22 protein-coding genes are annotated in these 21619 nt (G+C 37.1%); 13 read left to right on the top strand and 9 right to left on the bottom strand.

Annotation, left to right across the window (positions count from 1 at the left end; all coding sequences use genetic code 11):
* The first annotated feature begins 36 nt into the window (after positions 1-36).
* On the top strand, positions 37-393 hold the full coding sequence (locus ACO05S_RS10725) for a hypothetical protein (RefSeq protein ID WP_421918010.1): 357 nt from the start codon (positions 37-39) through the stop codon (positions 391-393).
* A 155-nt stretch (positions 394-548) separates the two neighbouring features.
* On the opposite strand, the gene ACO05S_RS10720 is transcribed toward ACO05S_RS10725, so the two are convergent.
* From ACO05S_RS10720 to ACO05S_RS10700, 5 genes are all read right to left on the bottom strand, one after another.
* On the bottom strand, positions 549-1478 hold the full coding sequence (locus ACO05S_RS10720) for a biotin-dependent carboxyltransferase family protein (RefSeq protein WP_421918009.1): 930 nt from the start codon (positions 1476-1478) through the stop codon (positions 549-551).
* A gap of 2 nt (positions 1479-1480) precedes the next feature.
* Entirely contained in the window at positions 1481-2161 is a 681-nt protein-coding gene (pxpB, locus tag ACO05S_RS10715) for a 5-oxoprolinase subunit PxpB (RefSeq protein ID WP_421918008.1), read from the bottom strand.
* Positions 2158-2916, bottom strand: a complete 759-nt coding sequence (locus tag ACO05S_RS10710) for a LamB/YcsF family protein (RefSeq protein ID WP_421918007.1) — start codon at positions 2914-2916, stop codon at positions 2158-2160. The genes pxpB and ACO05S_RS10710 overlap by 4 nt, the downstream gene beginning before the upstream one ends.
* A 10-nt stretch (positions 2917-2926) precedes the next feature.
* Positions 2927-4165, bottom strand: a complete 1239-nt coding sequence (locus ACO05S_RS10705; RefSeq protein ID WP_421918006.1) for an Nramp family divalent metal transporter — start codon at positions 4163-4165, stop codon at positions 2927-2929.
* A 131-nt stretch (positions 4166-4296) separates the two neighbouring features.
* Complete coding sequence (locus ACO05S_RS10700; protein WP_421918005.1) at positions 4297-4899, bottom strand: bifunctional nuclease domain-containing protein; 603 nt, start codon at positions 4897-4899, stop codon at positions 4297-4299.
* 536 nt (positions 4900-5435) lie between these two features.
* Here ACO05S_RS10700 and rplU point away from each other — a divergent pair.
* The 7 genes from rplU to ruvC all read left to right on the top strand — a co-directional run bounded on the left by rplU (position 5436) and on the right by ruvC (position 11207).
* Positions 5436-5747: a 50S ribosomal protein L21 gene (gene rplU, locus ACO05S_RS10695; RefSeq protein ID WP_421918004.1), complete on the top strand. Its 312-nt coding sequence runs from the start codon at positions 5436-5438 to the stop codon at positions 5745-5747.
* A 19-nt stretch (positions 5748-5766) separates the two neighbouring features.
* Positions 5767-6027: a 50S ribosomal protein L27 gene (gene rpmA / locus ACO05S_RS10690; RefSeq protein WP_421918003.1), complete on the top strand. Its 261-nt coding sequence runs from the start codon at positions 5767-5769 to the stop codon at positions 6025-6027.
* Positions 6028-6142: 115 nt separating this feature from the next.
* On the top strand, positions 6143-7417 hold the full coding sequence (gene serS / locus ACO05S_RS10685) for a serine--tRNA ligase (protein WP_421918002.1): 1275 nt from the start codon (positions 6143-6145) through the stop codon (positions 7415-7417).
* A gap of 186 nt (positions 7418-7603) precedes the next feature.
* Complete coding sequence (locus ACO05S_RS10680; RefSeq protein WP_421918001.1) at positions 7604-9421, top strand: tetratricopeptide repeat protein; 1818 nt, start codon at positions 7604-7606, stop codon at positions 9419-9421.
* Between the two features lie 36 nt (positions 9422-9457).
* Complete coding sequence (locus ACO05S_RS10675) at positions 9458-9760, top strand: DUF4286 family protein (protein WP_421918000.1); 303 nt, start codon at positions 9458-9460, stop codon at positions 9758-9760.
* Between the two features lie 6 nt (positions 9761-9766).
* Positions 9767-10645, top strand: a complete 879-nt coding sequence (locus ACO05S_RS10670; RefSeq protein WP_421917999.1) for a DMT family transporter — start codon at positions 9767-9769, stop codon at positions 10643-10645.
* Between the two features lie 7 nt (positions 10646-10652).
* On the top strand, positions 10653-11207 hold the full coding sequence (ruvC, locus tag ACO05S_RS10665; protein ID WP_421917998.1) for a crossover junction endodeoxyribonuclease RuvC: 555 nt from the start codon (positions 10653-10655) through the stop codon (positions 11205-11207).
* A gap of 58 nt (positions 11208-11265) precedes the next feature.
* Here the strand turns inward: ruvC and ACO05S_RS10660 are convergent, their stop codons facing one another.
* The 3 genes from ACO05S_RS10660 to ACO05S_RS10650 form a co-directional block, all read right to left on the bottom strand.
* Positions 11266-11661 (bottom strand): HIT family protein, encoded by a 396-nt coding sequence (locus ACO05S_RS10660; RefSeq protein WP_421917997.1) that lies wholly within the window; start codon positions 11659-11661, stop codon positions 11266-11268.
* Positions 11662-11697: 36 nt separating this feature from the next.
* Positions 11698-12171: a transcription elongation factor GreA gene (gene greA / locus ACO05S_RS10655; protein ID WP_421917996.1), complete on the bottom strand. Its 474-nt coding sequence runs from the start codon at positions 12169-12171 to the stop codon at positions 11698-11700.
* 173 nt (positions 12172-12344) lie between these two features.
* On the bottom strand, positions 12345-12809 hold the full coding sequence (locus ACO05S_RS10650; protein ID WP_421917995.1) for a hypothetical protein: 465 nt from the start codon (positions 12807-12809) through the stop codon (positions 12345-12347).
* A gap of 88 nt (positions 12810-12897) precedes the next feature.
* On the opposite strand from ACO05S_RS10650, the gene ACO05S_RS10645 reads away from it, so the two are divergent.
* Positions 12898-13356: a Rieske (2Fe-2S) protein gene (locus ACO05S_RS10645; RefSeq protein WP_421917994.1), complete on the top strand. Its 459-nt coding sequence runs from the start codon at positions 12898-12900 to the stop codon at positions 13354-13356.
* A 203-nt stretch (positions 13357-13559) separates the two neighbouring features.
* A complete protein-coding gene (locus tag ACO05S_RS10640) occupies positions 13560-16076 on the top strand; it encodes a sodium-translocating pyrophosphatase (RefSeq protein ID WP_421917993.1) in 2517 nt (838 codons plus the stop codon).
* 158 nt (positions 16077-16234) lie between these two features.
* Here ACO05S_RS10640 and ACO05S_RS10635 read toward each other — a convergent pair whose 3' ends face one another.
* The gene (locus tag ACO05S_RS10635; protein WP_421917992.1) at positions 16235-17191 is read right to left on the bottom strand and encodes a bifunctional riboflavin kinase/FAD synthetase; all 957 of its coding nucleotides are present in this window, start codon (positions 17189-17191) and stop codon (positions 16235-16237) included.
* A 596-nt stretch (positions 17192-17787) separates the two neighbouring features.
* On the opposite strand from ACO05S_RS10635, the gene ACO05S_RS10630 reads away from it, so the two are divergent.
* The 3 genes from ACO05S_RS10630 to rmuC all read left to right on the top strand — a co-directional run bounded on the left by ACO05S_RS10630 (position 17788) and on the right by rmuC (position 21364).
* The gene (locus tag ACO05S_RS10630) at positions 17788-18942 is read left to right on the top strand and encodes a redoxin domain-containing protein (protein ID WP_421917991.1); all 1155 of its coding nucleotides are present in this window, start codon (positions 17788-17790) and stop codon (positions 18940-18942) included.
* Positions 18943-19085: 143 nt separating this feature from the next.
* The gene (locus ACO05S_RS10625; RefSeq protein ID WP_421917990.1) at positions 19086-19853 is read left to right on the top strand and encodes a UDP-2,3-diacylglucosamine diphosphatase; all 768 of its coding nucleotides are present in this window, start codon (positions 19086-19088) and stop codon (positions 19851-19853) included.
* Between the two features lie 137 nt (positions 19854-19990).
* Positions 19991-21364, top strand: a complete 1374-nt coding sequence (gene rmuC / locus ACO05S_RS10620; protein WP_421917989.1) for a DNA recombination protein RmuC — start codon at positions 19991-19993, stop codon at positions 21362-21364.
* Positions 21365-21619: the final 255 nt, after the last annotated feature.

Here is a 21619-nt window from a genome sequence, read left to right as displayed (position 1 = left end):
AAATCCATTTATCTTATTTAAGAAATAATAGTGCACATGAAAAATGCAGAAATTAAAGATCTTCCGTTTAATCTCAGAAAAATGATTGAAAATGCCATGCACGATAAGTATATCAACAGACCGAAATTACAAGACATGTTGAATCTTTCTCAGCCTGGCATGCATTATATCCTGAAAAGAAATGACATGAATGTCAGTCGCTTGTTCTCTATTTGCAAAGCTCTGGATGTTAACATTTTCAGACAAATTGCCGATAGAATAGAAATTGAATATCCGGTATCTACCGAAAGCAATAACATGCAGGAAGAGAACCAAAGAATGAAAAACCGCATTGCCGAATTGGAAAAAGAATGCGAAATTTTACGAGATGTGATCGGCTTGCAGAAAAAGTAGCGATAAGCTCAATTGGCTTATCGCATGAAGGGAAATTCGCAAATAAGTGCAATGCCGGTAAGTTAGCGTTTAAGCCTTTTTAAATTAACGTGAGTTCGACGTAAAATTCGTTCACAGTTTGATCTGATTTCTGTGGCGAATCGTTTTAATGGAGCTTATATTAAAAGTTCATTCAATTTATTTGCCCGTTCAATCATCAAATCTTGAGCAGTTTGTAAACTCACTTCCTTAAATTTAATTTGATCACCAGGTTTCATTTGTCCCAGTAATGGCAAATCGACGGCAATTACCTGTGCAATTTTGGTGTATCCACCAACGGTTTGATGATCCGACATCATGATGATCGGCTCGCCATGTCCCGGAACCTGAATTGCTCCCGTTACAATTCCCGAAGAGATAATATCAGCCCCATTGGCATGCTCAATTTTTTTGCCCGACAAGCGGTAGCCCATTCTATCGCTTTGCGGGCTAAGCGTATAAACCGAACACAAAAAAGTCCTGATGCCATCCATGGTAAAATGCCTTACCTCAGCCCCTGTACTTACTCTAATCTCTGAGAAGGCTGAATATTTTAGCAGCAACTCATCAGCTACACTTCTGTTTTGTCTCTCCTCACAATCGTTAAGCACCAATTCATCAGCAGGCTTAAGAGCTCGTCCGTTAAAACCTCCTAATTTCCCACGCAGATAAGTGGATTTACTTTCCATCAATTCTGGTATTTGAAATCCTCCGGCAACTGCAATGTATATTCTACAACCTGTTTGAATACTTCCAAAACTCAAAACATCGCCCTCATTTACCTCTATGCTGGCATTCATCTTCACCGCTTTATCATTCAACAAGGGCTGAATTGTAGCCCCGCTTATCGCGATATAGGTTTTAGATTGAAATTCGATTGCAGGTCCAAGAAGGGTTGCCTCAATACAAGCTTCACTTGCGTGATTTCCCACGCACCAGTTGGCCAATCGCAACGAATACAAATCCATAGCTCCGGCTACCGGCATACCATATTGTTGATATCCAAAACGACCTCCATCCTGAATGGTACTCAGCAATCCCGGATTCAATATCTTTATCTTTCCCATGCTTAGTCGTTTTCGTTCAGTTTATGATATTCCTCTTCACTTATCGGATAAAATTTTAGATAATCCCCCGCTTGCAGCAAAAATTCAGGCTTCCTGTTCGGATCGAACAACTTAATTGGTGTTCGCCCAATAATCTGCCAACCTCCCGGACTCTCGATCGGATAAATTCCTGTTTGCTCAGCAGCAATTCCAACCGAACCCGCCAAAATTTTCTGGCTGGGCACTTGTTTTCGTGGTGTAGCAATACTTTTTTCCATCCCACCCAGGTAACAAAATCCGGGAGTGAATCCAAGCATGTACACCAAATAGCTATTCCGGGAATGTTTCTCAATAATCTCCTTTGCCGACAAGCCAGTATGTTTTTTTACGGCTTCCATATCATCGCCAAATTGCCCGCCATAACAAACAGGAATCTTAACGGTTCTGGCTTCGGGCATTTCAATATCCGATCTATTTTCCGATACGGATTTCAAATGCCTCAACACCTCTTTGTATCCAATTACCAAAGGATTATAGAGTACCATTAAATCGGTATAAGAAGGAACACATTCTATAATTCCCTCAATATTCTTCTCGTTTAGCGCGATAAAGTATGCTCTTACTTTTCGATTGATCTGCTCGGAGATCTCATTTCCAAATTTTACAAGAAATGCAGAATCTCCTGATGGAATGTATTCTATCATCTTAATGCCTTAATTTGGATTTTATTCTCATGCAAACTTTCATAAATCTTCACAGCCAAATCGAAGGCTGCCGGATTATCGCCATGAATGCATATTGTATCGGCATTCAATGCCACTTCTGCTCCTTCAATGCTGATTACTTTCCCCTCTTTCACCATTCGCAACACACGTTCGCAAACCACTTTAGGATCATGAATTACAGCTCCTTCTTCGCTCCTCGACACCAATTTACCTAGCTTGTTATAGGCTCTATCGGCGAACACCTCTGATGCGAAAAGTAAACCTGCATGTTCTGCTGCAGTATGCATATATGAATTTGCCAAGCCCATAAAAATAAGCTTGGTATCAATTTCTTTTATTCCTTCGGCTATTGCCAATGCAAGATTCAAATCGGCTGCAGCCTGATTGTACATGGCACCATGTGGTTTTACATGTTGCAATTTGCCTCCCAATGATTCGGTCATTCCTTTCAGCGCTGCCACCTGATACTTTACCATGGCTTTTAGCTCCTCAACCGAAACCTTCATATTTCTTCTTCCAAATCCCACCAAATCGGGATAAGCAGGATGTGCACCAATGGCAACATCATGATCCAAAGCCAAACCAATGGTCTTTTCCATTATCATTGGATCACCGGCATGAAATCCACAAGCAATATTGGCAGAACTGATGTATTTCATCAATTGCTCATCCATACCAATTTTGTAGTTGCCGAAGCTTTCTCCCAAATCACTATTTAAATCTATACGAATCATATTGTCTGAATTAAAATACACCTGCCACGTGCAAAATGCTCTTTGCGCCTAAGCCAATCATTACACAAACCACAATGGCTCCAATAATATTTTGAGCCAACTTATTTCGGTGCGCACCCAACACCTTGCTGCTGTTCATGATAATCAGCAAATAAATAGCAATAACAGGCAGAAGAATTCCATTGGCTATTTGCGCAAACACAATGGCTTTTATTGGGCTAAAACCAATGGCTGAAAAAACAATTCCTATCAACAGAATCACCATCCAAACGGCTTTAAACTTTATCGATTTTAGATCTACTTTCCAACCCAATATTCCTGAGGTAGCATAGGCTGCTGCCAAAGGAGCGGTAATTGCCGACGAAATACCGGCAGCAAACAATCCAAGTGACATGATAATGCCTGCCCAATCGCCAAGCAAGGGTTTCAACTGTGAAGCCAGGTCGCTGGCTCCCTTTATTTCAGCACCTGTTCCAAAAAATGCTGCCGCAGATGTTATCACAATCGACATGGAAATAACACCCCCCAATACAACCGAATAAAACAAATCGGTTCTTGCTGCTGACAGATCTTCTTTTTTCGACCACTTTTCCCTAACCACCGAAGCATGCAGAAAAAGATTGTAAGGTACTACTGTGGTGCCAATCAATCCAATTAGCATGTAAACACTTTTTGCCGGAAGCGATGGAACAAACATTCCCTTTATTATTGGCAATAATTCGGGTCCTATTATTAACATGGTAGATATGAACGAAACACTCATCAGCAAGACCAGTGCGATTAAGATGCGCTCCAAGCTTTTGTAAGTGCCCGCAATCAATAAAATAAAAGCAATCGTTCCAATAACCGGTCCCCAAATTTGAACCTGCCATCCACCAATATTAATTGTCGAAATCTTGGTCATCTCAATCATTCCAAGCGATGCACCAAGAATATTTCCTGTTTCGTATGCTGCATTTCCGATTAGGATTGCCGAAAGTACAAGTACGATTGCCAAAATCTTTAAAAACGGATTTTGAAACTGCTGCCTCAATGCTTCGCCCAATCCTTTCTGACCAATGATGCCCAAACGAGCAGTCATTTCCTGCAATACAATTGTGGCAAGAACACTAAATACAAGCCCCCAAAGTAGGGCATATCCAAATCCGGCTCCGGTTAAAGTACATGTGGTAATGGTTCCCGGACCAATAAATGCAGCTGTTACCAGTATGCCCGGACCAAGGTTTTTTAGTTTCTCTTTTAAGTTCATAGGGTTATTAAGCTTAGATCAATGCCCATAAAAATAACTTTTTTTTAATCCGTACAGATATTTACATCGGTTTTATCAACAAAAAAGAGGCAGGTTCATCACCTGCCTCGAACAAATATTTATACTTTGAACTAAGCCCCTCTTTTATCTAATTCATCTCTTATCAGTGATGCTCTTTCGTAATCCTCATCGCGAATGGCATCGTCAAGCATTCCCTCTAGCTGCGTGATTGTATATTCATTATACTTGCTACTTGAAGTAGACTCAGCAGTTCCAAACTCGGCAGTAGGTGCGGTAATGGTAGGTTCTTGTGGTTCTCCCTCAATCGATAAAACAATTCCTGCTTTATTAATTATATCATCTGTGGTATAAATGGGACATTTAAAACGAAGTGCTATGGCTACCGCATCCGAGGTTCTGGAATCAATCCGAATTCTATCAGTACCCTTTTCACAAATCAATTCAGAATAGAATATTCCCTCTTCCAATCGATATATATTCACCTCCGTAACATTAACGGCAAAAGCCTCTGCAAAACTTTTAAACAAATCATGTGTTAAAGGTCTGGGAGGATCTAATTCTTCCAATTGTATCGCAATGGATTGCGCTTCCACTCCTCCTATTATAATAGGAATTCGTCTATCGCCCTCCTCTTCGGATAAGACCAATGCATATGCACCTGATTGAGTCTGGCTGTATGACAATCCAAGAACGTTTAATTTTATTTTACCCATAGGTTTCTACAAATTTCCATCTTTTGTGTAGCAAATATAATAATTGTTTTGAAGCTTATTAAAAATAATGGAAAACAAGATATTAATTTTATTTGCGCCCCAGAGATTCAGAATCTATTACAAGATCAATTAATCAATCACTAAGCAAACTTAACCTGTAAATTTATTTTATATCCAGTCAATTGCTGTAGTTGAATTATATGAAGATACAATTATTAGCCTACAAAATCCAAACATGAATCAGGAAACTTTTAAACCCCAAGTCAGGAAATTCGGATATATTGTCAGTTTTGTTAAAGCCAATCCTGATTAAATCTGAGCTTATATGGCAGATATCTTTAAACAAACCAGAACCGATGTTGCCAGGTATAAAAAAGTTGATGAAAAATCGCATTTACATTCATAAAACTTTGTTTATCAATTATTCTTTTCTATTTTTGCAATCCGAAAAATAATTTCTTCGGGGGTTTACCAAGAGGAATAAGCTGATTAGCAAGTTGCCCACCCCCTGGAACAAATCGTAAAATTGTATTAAAATGTACGCAATTGTAGAAATCGCGGGTCAGCAATTTAAAGTTGAAAAAGACCAAAAGATTTTCGTTCACAGATTAGAAGCTGAAGAAGGTGGACAAGTTGAGTTCGCTAAAGTTCTTTTAGTTGATAACGAAGGTGAAGTTGTAGTTGGAGCTCCTGCTGTTGAAGGTGCTAAAGTAACTGCAAAAGTTTTATCACATATGAGAGGTGATAAGGTTAAAGTATTCAAAAAGAAAAGAAGAAAAGGATACCAAAAACTGAACGGTCACCGTCAGTACCTTTCACAAATTCAAATTGAAGAAATTGTAGCTTAATCCTTAAAAATATTACAAAATGGCACATAAAAAAGGAGTTGGTAGCTCGAAGAATGGTAGAGAATCGGAAAGTAAACGATTAGGAGTTAAAATTTACGGCGGACAATTTGCAAAGGCTGGAAATATTCTTGTACGCCAAAGAGGAACTAAGCATAACGCAGGCGAAAATGTAGGTTGTGGTAAAGATCACACTCTATTCGCACTTGTTGATGGTACTGTTGTTTTCAGAAAGAAAAGAGACAACAAATCTTACGTTTCTATTGAACCTCTTGCTGAATAGTTTGTTCAGTATTAAAATATTTAAATCTCCTGCTTTATCAAGGTATAAAGACAGGAGATTTTTTTATTTTTACACTTCATAAAATCAGGGAATAATCATCATCAAAAGAAAATAGATGCTAAGCCTAAAATATTTACAGGAAAATCAAGAGGAAGCCATTAAGGCTTTAAAGATCAAAAATTTCGATGCCAGTGAAATTATCGAAAAAATCATTGATCTTGATGAGAACAGAAAAGCTACTCAAGCTGAACAAGATGCTGCTCAAGCAGAAATGAACAGCTTATCGAAAGAAATTGGTATGCTTTTTAAAAGTGGAAAAGCAGAAGAAGCAAATGCAGCAAAATCGAAAACAGGCGAGTTAAAAAACACCATTGCAGAATTAAGTTCGAAGCAAAACTCCATTGTTGAAGAATTAAACGATTTGCTATTGCAAATTCCTAATATTCCACATTCATCGGTACCTGTAGGTAAAGGCGAAGAAGATAATGTTATTGAAAAAACCAATGGCGAGGCTCCTAACTTGGCTCCTGATGCCATTCCGCATTGGGAATTGGCTAAAAAATACAATTTGATCGATTTTGATTTGGGTGTAAAAATTACAGGTGCAGGTTTCCCATTGTATCGTGGAAAAGGTGCAATTCTTCAGAGGGCTTTGATCAATTTCTTTCTTGATGAGAACCGCAAAGCAGGTTATGAAGAAGTGATCCCTCCATTGGTTGTAAACGAAGATTCAGGATACGGTACCGGACAATTGCCTGACAAGGAAGGACAAATGTATCATGTAACAGAAGATAACTTGTATTTGATTCCAACCGCAGAGGTTCCCGTTACAAACATTTATCGTGATGTAATTCTTAAAGGAGAAGAGTTTCCTGTTAAAAACACAGCCTACTCGGCTTGCTTCAGAAGAGAAGCTGGTTCGTATGGTAAAGATGTTCGTGGTTTAAATCGCTTGCACCAATTCGATAAGGTGGAAATCGTTCAATTGCAACATCCTGACAAATCATATGAAACTCTTGATGAGATGGTAAAACATGTAGAAGGCATTATCCAAAAATTGGAGCTACCATATCGCTTATTACGACTATGTGGTGGCGACACAAGCTTTACAGCTGCTCTAACTTTCGATTTCGAAGTGTATTCTGCTGCTCAAGACAAATGGCTGGAGGTAAGTTCGGTTTCCAACTTTGAATCGTATCAAGCAAACCGTTTAAAACTTCGATTTAAAGATAAGGATATGAAGAAGCCTCAAATGGCTCACACCTTAAATGGAAGTGCATTGGCTTTGCCAAGAATCGTAGCTGCTTTATTGGAAAATCATCAAACACCAGAAGGAATTAAAATCCCAAAAGCATTGATACCTTATACAGGGTTTGACCTTATCGACTAGTGGATTATCAAAATATTTACATGAGCCCGAACCTTAAAGTCGGGCTTTTTTTTATTTTTATGGTGGTGAATTCTTACAGATTGCATTTTGAAACGAGCATGATTAAAATAATGATTAAACCTAGACGGTATTGACTATTTTGATCTTGTGGCTTCCATCTGACAAATGGAAAAAAAATATACGCAGATGAAAAAGATACTTACAAGCATATTACTGATTTTAATGTTATCGGTAAGCCTTTCCTCTTTTGGCCAATTGAATATCCAATCGGGAAGTGCATTGGCATTTAAATACTTCCGTGACAAAGAATACAAGCCTGCTTCAAGTCTTTTTTACGATTTGTATGATGTTACAAAATCCAAGACCTATTATAATTATTACATAAATTGCTTGCTGGCACTGGAAGAGTTTAAAGATGCTGAAAGCTTTGCGAAGAAACAGATTCGCAAAAATCCTACAAACAATAGCTTTACAATTAGCTTGGGCTATGTATACAAGAAATGGAATCAGGAAACTACAGCAATAATTCAATACAATAAGGCATTGCAAAAGCTAAAGCCCATTAAGGTAGATATTAATAATGTGGCCAATGAATTTGTTACCATTCGGGAATATGAGTTTGCAGTCAAAACTTATGAAAAAGGACGTGAACTTTTAAATCAAGCTCAGCTTTACCATATCGAATTGGGAAATATCTATTTCTATCAAAGAGATTATGAAAAAATGGTCAGAGAATTTTTACTGGGAGTTTCAGTGGATCCAAGTAAAGTAAGTACAGTTCAAAATCGTCTTCAATCAGCACTTAGTCAAGACATCGATTCAAGCCTTGATCCCATTATTCGAAATCAGCTGTTGAATAAAATGCAGTCGGAACCAGATAATTTTGCACTCAAAGAACTACTGCAATGGTATTTTATGCAGAAAAAGCAATTTCAGCCTGCCTTGGCTCAGGCACGATCAATCGATCTGATTAAAAAAGAAGATGGCTTTCGATTAATGGCTTTGGGACAAACAGCAAGAAGCAACAAAGATTTTGAAACTGCAATACAATCCTTTCAGTTCGTAATTGATAAAGGTCCCGAAGCATCGAATTATATCAAAGCTAAAACAGAACAATTAGAAACTCAATTCTTACAATTAAAAGAAGCTAATGACAAGTCTTTGGAAAGTTGGAAAAACTTGGCTTCAACTTACGAAAACTTCCTAAATAAAGAGAAAAACACTTCTCAGATTTCGGAAGCAATCGTTCGATTCTCCCATATCTTATCTGCCTATTTAAATCAGAGCAATAAAGCAATTGAGAAGCTTGAATCTGCTCTAAAAAATCAAAGTATTCATCCTCAATACAAATCGCAAATTAAAATGGAATTGGCAGATATTAAATTGTTTGCCGGCGAAAAATGGGATGCAATCCTTCTTTACTCGCAAATAGAGAAAGCCAACAAAAACAATGATATCGGTTATGAAGCCAAATATAAAAAAGCAAAGGTTTCCTATTATTTGGGAGAACTAAAATGGGCCAAGGCACAATTGGATGCGCTCAAAGGTAGCAGCTCAAAATTAATTGCCAATGATGCCATAGCCCTTTCGCAATTAATTAGCAACAATACCACTTTAGACACCAGCTATACGGCTATGAAAACTTATGCTGCAGCTGATTTTCTACTTCTTCAGAAAAAGGAAGAGGCAGCATTAAATAAGTTGAATGAGTTGATTCGAAATCAACCGGCTCACAGCCTTATTGACGAGGTATACTTTAAGAAGTATGAGATTTACTTAAGCCTGAATAAAAAGGATGAGGCCTTGGAAAACCTTGAAAAAATAATTGTTGATCACCCCTGGGATTCTCTTGCCGACAAAGCACTTTTTAGAAAGGGTGAATTGCTTGAGAAGATGAAAAAGACATCAGCCGCAATAGACTGCTACAAATCCATAATAACAGATTACCCTGGCAGTATATTTTCAGTTGTAGCCAGAAAAAAAATAAATGCTCTTAGGGATTAATTTTTTTACATTTGCGCAAATTTTAATATCAAGCACATGTTATTGTATAATACTACTTATTTATTCGACAAGCAATTGGACGAGGTTTTTGTAGCATGGATGAAAGACAAATTTATTCCTTTGCTTAAAGAAACCGGAACATTCTCTGACCACTATTTTTGCAAAGTAATGCTTGCCAAAGAAGATGGTGGACTCACCTACTCCTTGCAACTTTTGTTTAAATCTCGTGAGCAACTGGAAAAGTACATCAATAGTTTCGAGCCCAGAACAAAAGCAGTTTTTAAAGCACGATTTCAAGATCAAATCATCTGCTTTTCATCACTTTTACAGGAAATATAAAATTCATTGACACAACAAACAAAAGCCAATCTCTACGCTTTGTTGGCAATCTTATGCTGGTCGACAGTCGCCACGGCATTCAAGATTGCTTTAATTGGCATGGATTTTTTTCACTTGTTGTTGATCTCTTCGGGAACAGCCCTGATACTTCTTTCTTCCTTATTGTTTTTTAAAAAGAAGCTTGCTAAAAGTATTCGAGTCAGTAAAAAGTACTATCTCAGTTCTGCAATTTTAGGATTGCTCAACCCATTTTTGTATTACCTGGTATTACTAAAGGTCTATGAAATATTACCCGCTCAATTCGCATTGAGTTTGAATTACATTTGGCCAATCAGCTTGGTATTACTTTCTATTCCATTGCTTAAGCAGAAGATCAGTATCAAAAGTTTCCTCTGCATTTTCATTAGTTTTTGTGGTGTAATCGTAATCGCCAACAAAGCTTCATTTGCATCCATTGAAACTCCAGATCCTTTTGGCGTTCTGCTTGCCATCGGAAGTTCAATTTTTTGGGCTTTGTATTGGATTTTTAATGTTAGAGATAACCGAGAAGAAGTTGCCAAACTATTTTTGAATTTTATTTTTGGCTTTTTCTATATTGCCATTACAATTGCGCTGTTTTCAGAATTTACAATTCCCGAAACAAAGCCTTTAATAGCGGGAATATACATCGGAATTGTTGAGTGCGGAATTTCTTATGTGCTCTGGCTAAAAGCAATGAAATTAACTAGTTCAACGGATAAAATTAGTCATTTCGTCTTTTTAAGCCCTTTTGTTTCGCTACTGTTTATTCATCTCATTCTCGGAGAATCTATCTATCTTAGTACGCTGGTCGGACTAATTCTTATTATATCCGGAATTGGGCTGCAAAAACTTGTTCAAAAATAAAATTCAATTGAGTAACGACAGAATAATTATGGGAGTTGATCCGGGCACCAGTTTAATGGGATACGGATTAATCAGGATTGTAAACAAAAAGCCTGAAATCTTGGTTTCGGGTGTGGTTGATTTAAAGAAGATTGGTGATCCATACATTAAACTTCAAAAGATATTCCAGCGAACTTTACAAGTAATTGATGAATACAAACCCGATGAATTGGCTATTGAATCACAATTTTTTGGTAAGAACATTCAATCGATGCTAAAACTGGGACGAGCACAAGGAGTTTGTATTGCTGCTGCTCTACAACGTAACATTCCTATTTTTGAATATGCTCCACGAAAAATTAAGCTGGCCATTACAGGAACAGGAACTGCCTCGAAAGAACAATTAGCAGTTATTCTTCAACGCTATTTTAAAATGAAAGAATTTCCACAAAATCCAGATGAATCGGATGCGATTGCAATAGCGATGTGCCACTTTTTTCAGAGTAGTAATCCAATTAAAACAGGAAAATCTTCTTCTTGGGCCGATTTTGTAAAGAGTAATCCCAATAGAGTAAAAAAATAAATTCCTTACAAAAAAAGCCGCTTTACAGCGGCTCTCCCAATATTTATAAGCTATTGTTTCAATCTATATTTTTACGAATTGCCTCGGCAACTTCTGCTAGTTCTTCCTGACTTAGAGATAATTTAGGATTATCGAAATTTAAATCTCCAATATGATTTAAAGGTACCAAGTGAATGTGAGTATGCGGAACTTCTAAGCCAATAACAGCAACTCCAACTCTTTTACATTCCAAGCTTTTATCAATTGCTTTAGCTATTTTTTTAGCGAATACATTTAAGCCTGCCAATACATCATCTTCCAAGTCGAAAATATAATCGACTTCCTGTTTTGGAATTACCAATGTATGTCCTTTAGCCAATGGACTAATATCTAAAAAAGCAAAGTACTTATCGTCTTCTGCAATCTTATGGCAAGGGATCTCGCCTTGAACTATTTTTGTAAAAATTGAAGCCATTTTATCTTGTTTTAAAAAGTTTTCAATTCGTCTTTGCTAGATTGAAATTTCAACAATTTCGAAAGGAATAATTCCATTAGGAACCTGAATATCTACAACATCTCCTACCTTTTTACCAATTAATCCTTTGGCAATTGGTGTATTGATAGAAAGTTTTCCTTTTTTTAAATCTGCTTCCGATTCAGATACCAGAGTATAAGTCATTACAGCGCCATTCTTTTGATTCTTAATGGTCACTTTATTCATCATCTGCACCTTTGAAGTATCAATTTTTGTTTCATCAATCACTCTACTATTTGCAATTACTCCTCTTAATTGAGCAATTTTTGCTTCCAACAGTCCTTGAGCTTCTTTAGCTGCATCGTACTCTGCATTTTCCGACAAATCCCCCTTGTCGATAGCCTCCCCAATTTGTTTTGAAATTTTTGGACGCTCAATCGTTTCAAGCTGTTCTAATTCTTCTCTTAGTTTTTTTAAACCATCTGCTGTTACATATGAATAACCAGACATAATATCCTCCTATTTATTTTTTCTTGATTTCTTAATTCCCGGATCACCAAAGACCTATAAAACAAAAAGAATCCCGACTGCTCGGAACTCTTCAGGGTACAAATATATAAAAATTATATTTATGCTCCTTTTTTCTAAATTTACCGGGACTTATAAAAGTACTAAAAATTAAGCTAATTGTACTTTCTATCTAAAATTTCCTTGTAAATAATAGCTTGACGCCAATCCATCCCCTCGATTTCTTCTTCTTCTTCCGATTCGTCTTCACTGTAAAGATCCTTTAAAGCATCCAATGATGATGTTTTGTGTTCTTCTACATATTCAATACTACTTTCTCTTGGGTCTTTCTGCTCTGGAACCGAATCTAAAATCACTTCTTCTTCAACACTTAACTCATCCTCATCCATTATTTCTTCCTGAAGATAAGGTTCCGGAGTTTGCTGCCCTAACAAAGTCTCAAACACCGATTCAAAATCACCTTGAGACTTTGGTGCCTGAGGAACCGTCTGCTCAGGAATTTCGCCATCATCGGGTGGAGACATTGGAGCAGCTTTCTTCTTGTTCTTTCTGATAGAACTAAAAATTCCTACAACTGCCAGTAAGATCAAATATATAATATTTCCCCATCCTTCATCCATGAGAGTTCTAATTTTTAATTGTTAGTTTTACAGTTAATCAATACTAATCAGGCTTTGCCTGCGTTTAAATAATGCAAACTACAAAATCATGTTAGTCAACAAACCAAATTTACTATATTTTTTCATTTTCTTTTCATTGTGTCTGGGTATTTATTCTTGCAGTAAATCCACAGATGAAGACGAAATCATTCCGGATGTATATGTATCTGGCACAATTCATTTAGAATACTACCCTGATTTGAATGCAGTTGGAAATGCACTGTATTTTGATGAAATTGATACTTCCACCGCTTACTTGGGCCATGGATTTTTGGTTGTTAGAACCAGCAATACGGAATTTGCAGTATACGATGCTTCATGCACACATGATAAAGATGCAAATGAACATTTAAAAATTGATGGAAGTTTTGCCGAGTGCCCTATTTGTGGCAGCAAATTCAACTTATTTACAGGTTGGCCATTTAATGGTTCGGTGGCAACTCATAAATTAAAAGAATATAAAAGTTCTTATTCTGTTCAGAATAATACTTTAAAAGTTTCCAATTAATAAGCCCGGCATTTCGAAAACTAAAAAATAGCCCCATTCGCGACAGAACTAATTTTGACATCGTAAATATAACAAAATCAGCATACAAAGCAAATCACCGAAATTTTTCCTAATTGCATATTTCTTTAAAAAAGCCTTGACTAGGTAAACAATAATGCATAATTTGAATAGAAATTCACCTATTCAAATTAATTTATAATCTTATGAAGAAAGCATTATTACTACTTGTGTTAGGGGGTTTATTGGCGCCCTTAGCATCTTTCGCAAGTGAAGCCGATTTGGTGGTTCCTGATTTAAGGCAAAGTGTTTTTGATGGAATTGGAGGCATTCATGGTTGGAACTTGCTCCTTTACGGAATTATCATCATTGTGCTGGGGCTATTGTTTGGGATGGTTCAATTCAATAGAATTAAAAAACTTCCTACCCATAAATCAATGGCTAAAGTTTCCAATATTATTTATGAAACCTGCAAAACCTATTTGCTGCAGCAAGGTAAATTCCTGATTATTCTATTCGTGATTATTGGTGTGGCAATTGCTTATTACTTTCTTGCACTTGCTGACCTTAGCATTCCTAAGACCTTGCTGATTCTTCTGTGGACCGTTCTTGGTATTCTTGGATCATATGGTGTTGCATGGTTTGGAATAAGAATTAATACCTATGCAAACAGCAGAACTTCTTTTGCTGCTTTAAAGAAAAAGCCATTCGATGTAATGTCTATCCCTCTTCAGGCAGGAATGAGCGTTGGTTTGCTGCTGATTTGTGTGGAGTTAATCATGATGATTGCCATTCTTCTTTTCATTCCTGGTGAAAGTGCTGGTGCATGTTTCGTTGGTTTTGCAATTGGAGAATCGCTTGGTGCATCTGCCCTTAGAATTGCCGGTGGTATCTTTACTAAGATTGCTGATATTGGAGCTGATCTGATGAAAATCGTTTTCAAAATTGGAGAAGATGACCCAAGAAACCCTGGTGTAATTGCCGACTGTACTGGTGATAACGCTGGTGATAGTGTTGGACCTACTGCTGATGGTTTTGAAACTTATGGCGTGACTGGTGTAGCCTTAATTACTTTCATCATTCTAATGTTTGGTGAAACTGGTTTAATGCCAAATGTTGGCTTCGCATCTACTTTAATTGTATGGATTTTCGCAATGCGTGTTTTAATGATTTTCACGTCAGTTTTGGCTTATTTGGTAAATCAAGGCATTGCAAAAGCAAAATATAGCAAACTTGATAGTTTCGATTTTGAAGCTCCATTAACCACATTGGTATGGATTACGTCGATTATTTCAATTGTTGTAACCTACGCTCTAAGTTATGTACTTATTCAAGATCTTCCAGAAGGACTTTGGTGGAAACTTTCAACCATTATTTCTTGTGGTACATTGGCTGCTGCAATTATTCCTGAATTTACCAAAGCATTTACAAGTTCAAGTTCCCGTCACGTTCAAGAGGTAGTTAGTGCTTCGCGCGAAGGTGGTGCTTCTCTTACTATTCTTTCGGGTATGGTTGCTGGTAATTTTTCTGCATTCTGGAAAGGAATGGTTATGATGGCACTTATGGCTATTGCATTCTATACCGTTCAGGATATTGCAATTTTTGGTGAGTATCCTGGTATTTTTGCATTTGGTTTGGTTGCCTTTGGTTTCTTAGGTATGGGACCTGTTACAATTGCTGTAGATAGTTACGGACCTGTAACCGATAATGCTCAGTCGGTATTTGAATTATCTCAAATTGAAAAAATCCCTAACATTAGCGAGGAAATTGAAAAAGATTTTGGTTTTGCTCCTAATTTTGAAACTGGGAAACACAACCTTGAGGATAACGACTCGGCAGGTAACACATTTAAAGCAACTGCAAAACCTGTATTAATTGGTACTGCGGTAATTGGTGCTACTACCATGATTTTTGCAATTATTCTTCTTCTTAAAGGTACTATTCTTTCAACAGGAGAATCTTTATTGCAAATTCAATTGACTGATCCTTCTGTAATTCTTGGTCTAATTACGGGTGGAGCTGTTATCTACTGGTTCTCGGGAGCTTCTATGCAAGCTGTAACTACAGGTGCTTATAGAGCGGTAGAATACATCAAGAAAAACATTAATCTGGATAAAGAAGAAGCCGACATTGAGGATTCAAAGAATGTTGTTAAGATTTGTACTCAATATGCACAAACAGGAATGTGGAATATTTTCGCTGTTATTTTGAGTTTAACTTTGGCATTCGCATTCTTCAGTCCTAATTTCTTTGTTGCTTACTTAATTTCAATTGCTATTTTCGGGCTGTTCCAGGCGATGTATATGGCTAATGCTGGTGGCGCATGGGATAATGCTAAAAAAGTGGTTGAAGTTGATTTAAAAGAGAAAAATACGGCACTTCATGATGCAACTATTGTAGGTGATACAGTTGGTGATCCATACAAGGATACTTCTTCGGTAGCTCTAAACCCGATTATTAAGTTCTCTACTCTATTCGGTCTATTGGCTGCTGAAATTGCAATTGAATTGATTATTCATGCTGATAAAACTGGGGAGGCAAATATGGCTCCATACATTGGAGGTATATTCTTGCTAATTGGATTGTTCTTTGTTTATCGTTCATTCTACGGAATGAGAATTCCTGATAAGCCAATAGAACAGGGAAGTACACCTGAAACCAAAACAGAAAAATCAGGTATTAACCATCATAAAGATGTAAAGGCTGAAGCTAGCAAAAATTAAATATTTGCTTTCAAATTGTAATGACCCCGAAGATTTTCTTCGGGGTTGTTTTTTATTTAGACGCCGATTATTGATGATTTACCCCCAAATCCCCTGAAGGGGACTTTGATATACAATATGGCTAAGGTTATTAATAAACGTGAGTTCGACGTAAAATTCTATTCACTCCAATCTGGTTCTCCTAATTGCCCTAATAACTCAACAACAGCTTGCTTATCTTTAGCCAACTGTGCCTTTAGCTCATCTATCGAGGCAAAGAATTGCTCATTACGTATTCTTTGGTAAAAATGAATGGTAATGTTCTTGTAGTAAATATCTTTATCAAAATCCAGAATGTGAACTTCTATAGATCGCTTATCCAATTGATTGTTTACTGTAGGACGCACCCCAATATTCAACATTCCCAAATAACGTTTATCATCAACATCAACCTTAACGGCATACACTCCATCTTTTGGAACAAGTTTATAGCTTTCCTGCGGATTGATATTAGCCGTAGGAAAACCTATTTTACTGCCTAACTTTTGTCCGTCAACCACATCGCCTTTAATAAAGAATCTATAACCCAGATATTTGTTTGCCGTTTTGATATCTCCTTCGCCAATGGCTTTGCGGATTTTGGTTGAGCTTACATTAATGGCATCCATATTTAAAACATCCTGACGCTCAATCTTAAAGTTCAACTGATCGGCAAAAACCTTTAGATCCTCGTACTTTCCTTCCCTGTTGTGTCCAAATCGGTGATCGTAACCTACAACCAGGTATTTCATTCCCATTTGTTTTACCAAAATCTGTTCAACAAACTCAACATACGACAATTGCGAAAACTCTTTGGTAAATGGATAAATTACAAGATGATCGATACCAGCCGCTTCGAGCAGAACTTTCTTCTCTTCCAAAGTATTAATCAGGCGAAGTCCGTTGTCTTCCTTGTTTAATACCAAACGAGGATGTGGATAGAAGGTGAAAATCACGGTCTCGCCTTTCACCTTATGAGCCAATTCCTGTAATCGCCGAATTACTTTACGATGACCTAGATGAACTCCATCGAAAGTACCAATGGTAACCACCGGATTAAGTGCAGAGAAATCTTTAAGATTCTTATATATTTTCATCAGATATATTAGTTGTAAGAGGCGAAAGTCAAATCAATTTATCTACCATTTATTCTGTCAAAAGCAGAAAATTTCACCTTTTTAATCTGAAAGCAAAAATATGAAAAATTCCCAAACCTGATCAGCTCATTACATTAGTTGATCTAAACCATACCCATTAAGAAATGAGAATCATTTCATGGAAATCCGGGTATTACAGGAAACAAATCACAACTTTTGCTTTAGCGATGCTGTTATTCCGTTGAGCTAAGTTTTTATTCGAAGAAGAGGCAGGCTAATGCTTAAAATGCCTCAAGTACTTAAAGTTAAATTTGAATATTTAGTTTCCTTATTTCGCTGTAATAGTTCATTTAATGATTGTAAGCTCTTTTTTTGCAAGCATCGAAACTTTATACATTAAGTACTTTCAACTCCTGATTCGTATGACTCGATAATGATTATACAGGAAATTATTAGTAAATTTCCGCCTTAAGTTTCGCACTCCTCTTGCTTTGTGAACACGCACCCTTCGGGCTTTAGTAAGGCAAGGCTTTTGAAATAAAGCAATTTAATCGCGAAACAAATATTTTTTAAATAACACAATCTAATCCATAAGTATGAGAAAACTATTATTTGTACTTCCACTATTTTTATTCTGGGCCTGTGGTCAAAAAGGAAATGTAAGCATCGAAGGAAAAATCGACAATGCAAATGGCAAAACTTTGTATTTTGATCATCTGCATATTTCCGGAACAACTACTATTGATTCGGTTAAACTTGACAAAGAAGGTCGATTTGAATTTGATTGTAATGTAACTCAACCCGAATTTTATTTGCTGCGTTTATCGAATGGTAAATTGCTTACACTTTTGGCAGAGGAAAACGATAATATGCTAGTTTATAGCAAGGCTGAGAACATGAACAAAAAGTATATTGTTGAAGGGTCGAAAGGTTCGAAGCTGGTAAAACAAATCAACGATACTTTAAATGTAACCAAGGCTAAAATTGCTAAAATCCGCAAGCAAATGGAAGAGAAAAAAAACGATGCGGATTTCTCAAGCGTATCGCAAAATTTGCTTGCCAAATATGTGGAAGCCATTCAAGCCCAAAGAGAATTCTCTATCAATTTTATCATGGAAAACGCTACATCCTTGGCTAGCTATATGGCATTGTATCAAAAAATTGATGACAATACTTTTACTTTGAATGAAAACAAGGATATTCAATTTGTAAGAATTGTTGCCTCTTCGATGAAAGCACTTTATCCTGAACATGAATACACCAAAGCTATTTTGGCCAACTACAAAACCCTTGAAAAGAGAATGGCCAGTTTGAGTATTGCCAAAATGATTGAAGAAAAGGGATCCGGTTTCCCGGAAATTACATTGCCGGATACCAATGGCAAAGAGCTTAGCCTTTCGTCGTTTCAAGGAAAATTTATTGTTCTAAGTTACTGGGCTTCTCAGGATGCCAGGTCGCGTAAGCAAAATAAAACCTTGAAAAAAATCTACGATAAGTACAAAAGCAAAGGTTTAAGAATCTATCAGATTTCTGTCGATCAGGACGAAAATCTTTGGAAAAAGGCAATTAAAGAAGACCAGATGAACTGGACAAATGTTTGTGATCTTAAAAACGGAAGTGCCAATGCCGTGCGCTTATTAAATATTCAGCAAGTGCCTGCAAATTATCTTATCGACCAAAGAGGCGAAATTGTTGGTAAAGATCTTTTTGGAAGACGACTGGAAGAGAAAGTTGCTGAGTATGTGAAATAGTACTTAAAGTTTATGAGTATTTAAAGTGCCTTAGGTTATCAGTGATTATTGCTAACTTAAGGCATTCTATATCTGTAGCAATTAACAAATGGTTTTAATAAACTTTAGGTTCTTTCAGTTTTAGGCACTTATAAGTACAATTTATGAGGAATAAAAAAATATATTTTGCATCGGATGTACATCTGGGTGCACCAGCTTTGAACAATAATCGTGAGCGCGAATTGTTGTTTGTAAAATGGTTGGATATGGTAAAAGCAGATGCCGAAGCCATTTACTTGATGGGTGATATTTTTGACTTTTGGTTTGAATACAAACGTGCCGTACCAAGAGGGTTTACAAGAGTTTTAGGCAAACTTGCCGAAATTACCGATTCCGGTATTCCGGTGCATTTTTTTACTGGAAATCACGACATTTGGGTGTTTGATTATCTGCCAAGCGAAACAGGAGTTATTGTACATCGTGATATCGTGAAAACAGAATTACACGGAAAGAAATTCTTTCTGGCTCATGGCGATGGAATGGGGCCTTACGACAAAAGTTATAAAATCCTGAAAAAGATATTTACCAATCCTTTTTTACAATGGGGCTTTGCCAGGATTCATCCGAATTTTGCAATTTGGTTGGCACTTAAATGGTCGGGACACAGCCGCCTGAGCAATGGCATGGTTGAAGCAGATGATTTTAGAGGTATTGATAAAGAATGGCTTGTTCTTTTTTCCAGAGACGAACTAAAGAAAGAACATTTCGATTATTTTGTGTTTGGCCACAGGCATTGGCCATGCGATATTGATTTGAACGGCAAAAGCAGATACATTAACACTGGTGATTGGGTTACACATTTTACCTATGCAGTGCTGGATAATGGCTTAATGGAACTGAAAGAATTCGAAAAACCTAAAAATTATCACTAAGTAATGATTTTATAAATTGTTATTTTTGATCGAACAAATAAATCATAAATAGACACACACAAAGCACAGAAAATTAGCACAGGATACACAGTACTTTGTGTTCCTTCGCCAAATACTTTGTTCTTAAAGAAAAACGGATGGAATATTTATATATTGGAATTGGAATTCTGAAAGGCTTTATTATTGGATGGCTGGTGATGAGAAAAAAAATCACCCAACAAGCTACTTTGAGTCGCGAAGAATTGTTGAAACAAGAAAATGCTTTTATAAAGGAAAGATCAGACTTATCGCATCAATTATCGATACTGGAAGAGCGTGCAAACAATTCAAAACGGGAAAAAGAAGAATTGTTGAATTCATTGAGCGAAGAAAGAGATAAAAATGAAAAACTAACCCGTTCGGTTTCAATATCGGCTACCGAAAGAAAGAACTTGGAGGAGCGTTTAGAGAATCAAAAACAGGAACTCCTGGAATTGCAAAAGAAATTCACTACCGAATTCGAAAATATTGCTTCTAAAATCCTAAAAGAAAACACCAAAGAGTTTACTTCTTCGAATCAGAAGAACATGAGTGATATACTGGGACCAATAAAGGAAAAACTGACTTCGTTTGAGAAGAAGGTAGAGGAAACCTACGACAAAGAGCTGCGCGATAAGATCAGCCTGAAAGAGGAAGTGAAAAAGCTTTACGATTTAAATGCCAAAATAAGCGACGAAGCCAACAACCTTACAAAAGCCTTAAAAGGTGATGTAAAAAAACAAGGAAATTGGGGTGAGGTTGTTTTGGAAAGAATACTTGAGCGTTCGGGGCTTACAAAAGGTGAAGAGTACGATCGCGAAGTAGTTACACAAAACATCGAAGGACAGACCATTCGCCCGGATGCGATTATCCGTTTGCCTGATGAGAAACATGTGATCGTTGATTCGAAGGTGTCGTTGGTTGCCTACGAGCGTTTTGTGAATTGCAAGGGCGAAGAGGAAAAGGCTAAATACCTGAAAGATCACATTAGTTCGATGAAAGCACACGTAAAAGAATTGGCCGATAAGCATTACCAAAGTGCAGAGGCTTTAAACTCTCCTGACTTTGTTTTGATGTTTGTTCCGATCGAATCGTCGTTTGCCATGGCCGTGCAGGCCGATCAGGAACTGTTTAGCTACGCTTGGGAAAGCAAAATTGTAATTGTAAGTCCATCCACCCTATTGGCTACATTGCGCACCATCGCCTCAATCTGGAAACAGGAACACCAAAACCGAAATGTATTGGAAATTGCACGCCAGGGAGGAGCTTTGTACGACAAATTTGTAGGCTTTGTTGAGGATATGATTAGCTTGGGCAGACAGATGGATACGGCCAAAAAAACTTATTCAACTTCGATGAATAAACTTACCGAAGGCCGTGGTAACTTGATACGTAGTGCCGAAAAAATTAGGGAACTGGGCGCCAAGGTAAAGAAAAAATTGCCTCAAGCCTTAATCGACAGAATGGATGATGCTCCTGGTTTGAAAGAATAATTTTGCGCAAAAATAAGATATGGGAAGAAGCATAAGTAAGGCCTGAGGTTCTTAGCAGTAAAGTATTTATCCCCTTAGCCAAGTGGGAAGCATCAAAGCTTTTTTCGAGAACAATAAGAGGTGCCAGCCTTGACATCTATTTATTGATTATTCTGAATTAATTCCTTCTTATTTTATCAATGGGCAGTTTGCAAAAGCTCTGGTAAAACTGAATGACATTGCGCTTACCGCTGATAATTATGTAGCCATTAGCCC

Source organism: Marinifilum sp., assembly GCF_965230805.1.
In the GTDB taxonomy this organism is placed as follows: Bacteria; Bacteroidota; Bacteroidia; order Bacteroidales; family Marinifilaceae; genus Marinifilum.
This window is presented reverse-complemented; position numbering and strand designations above follow the sequence as displayed.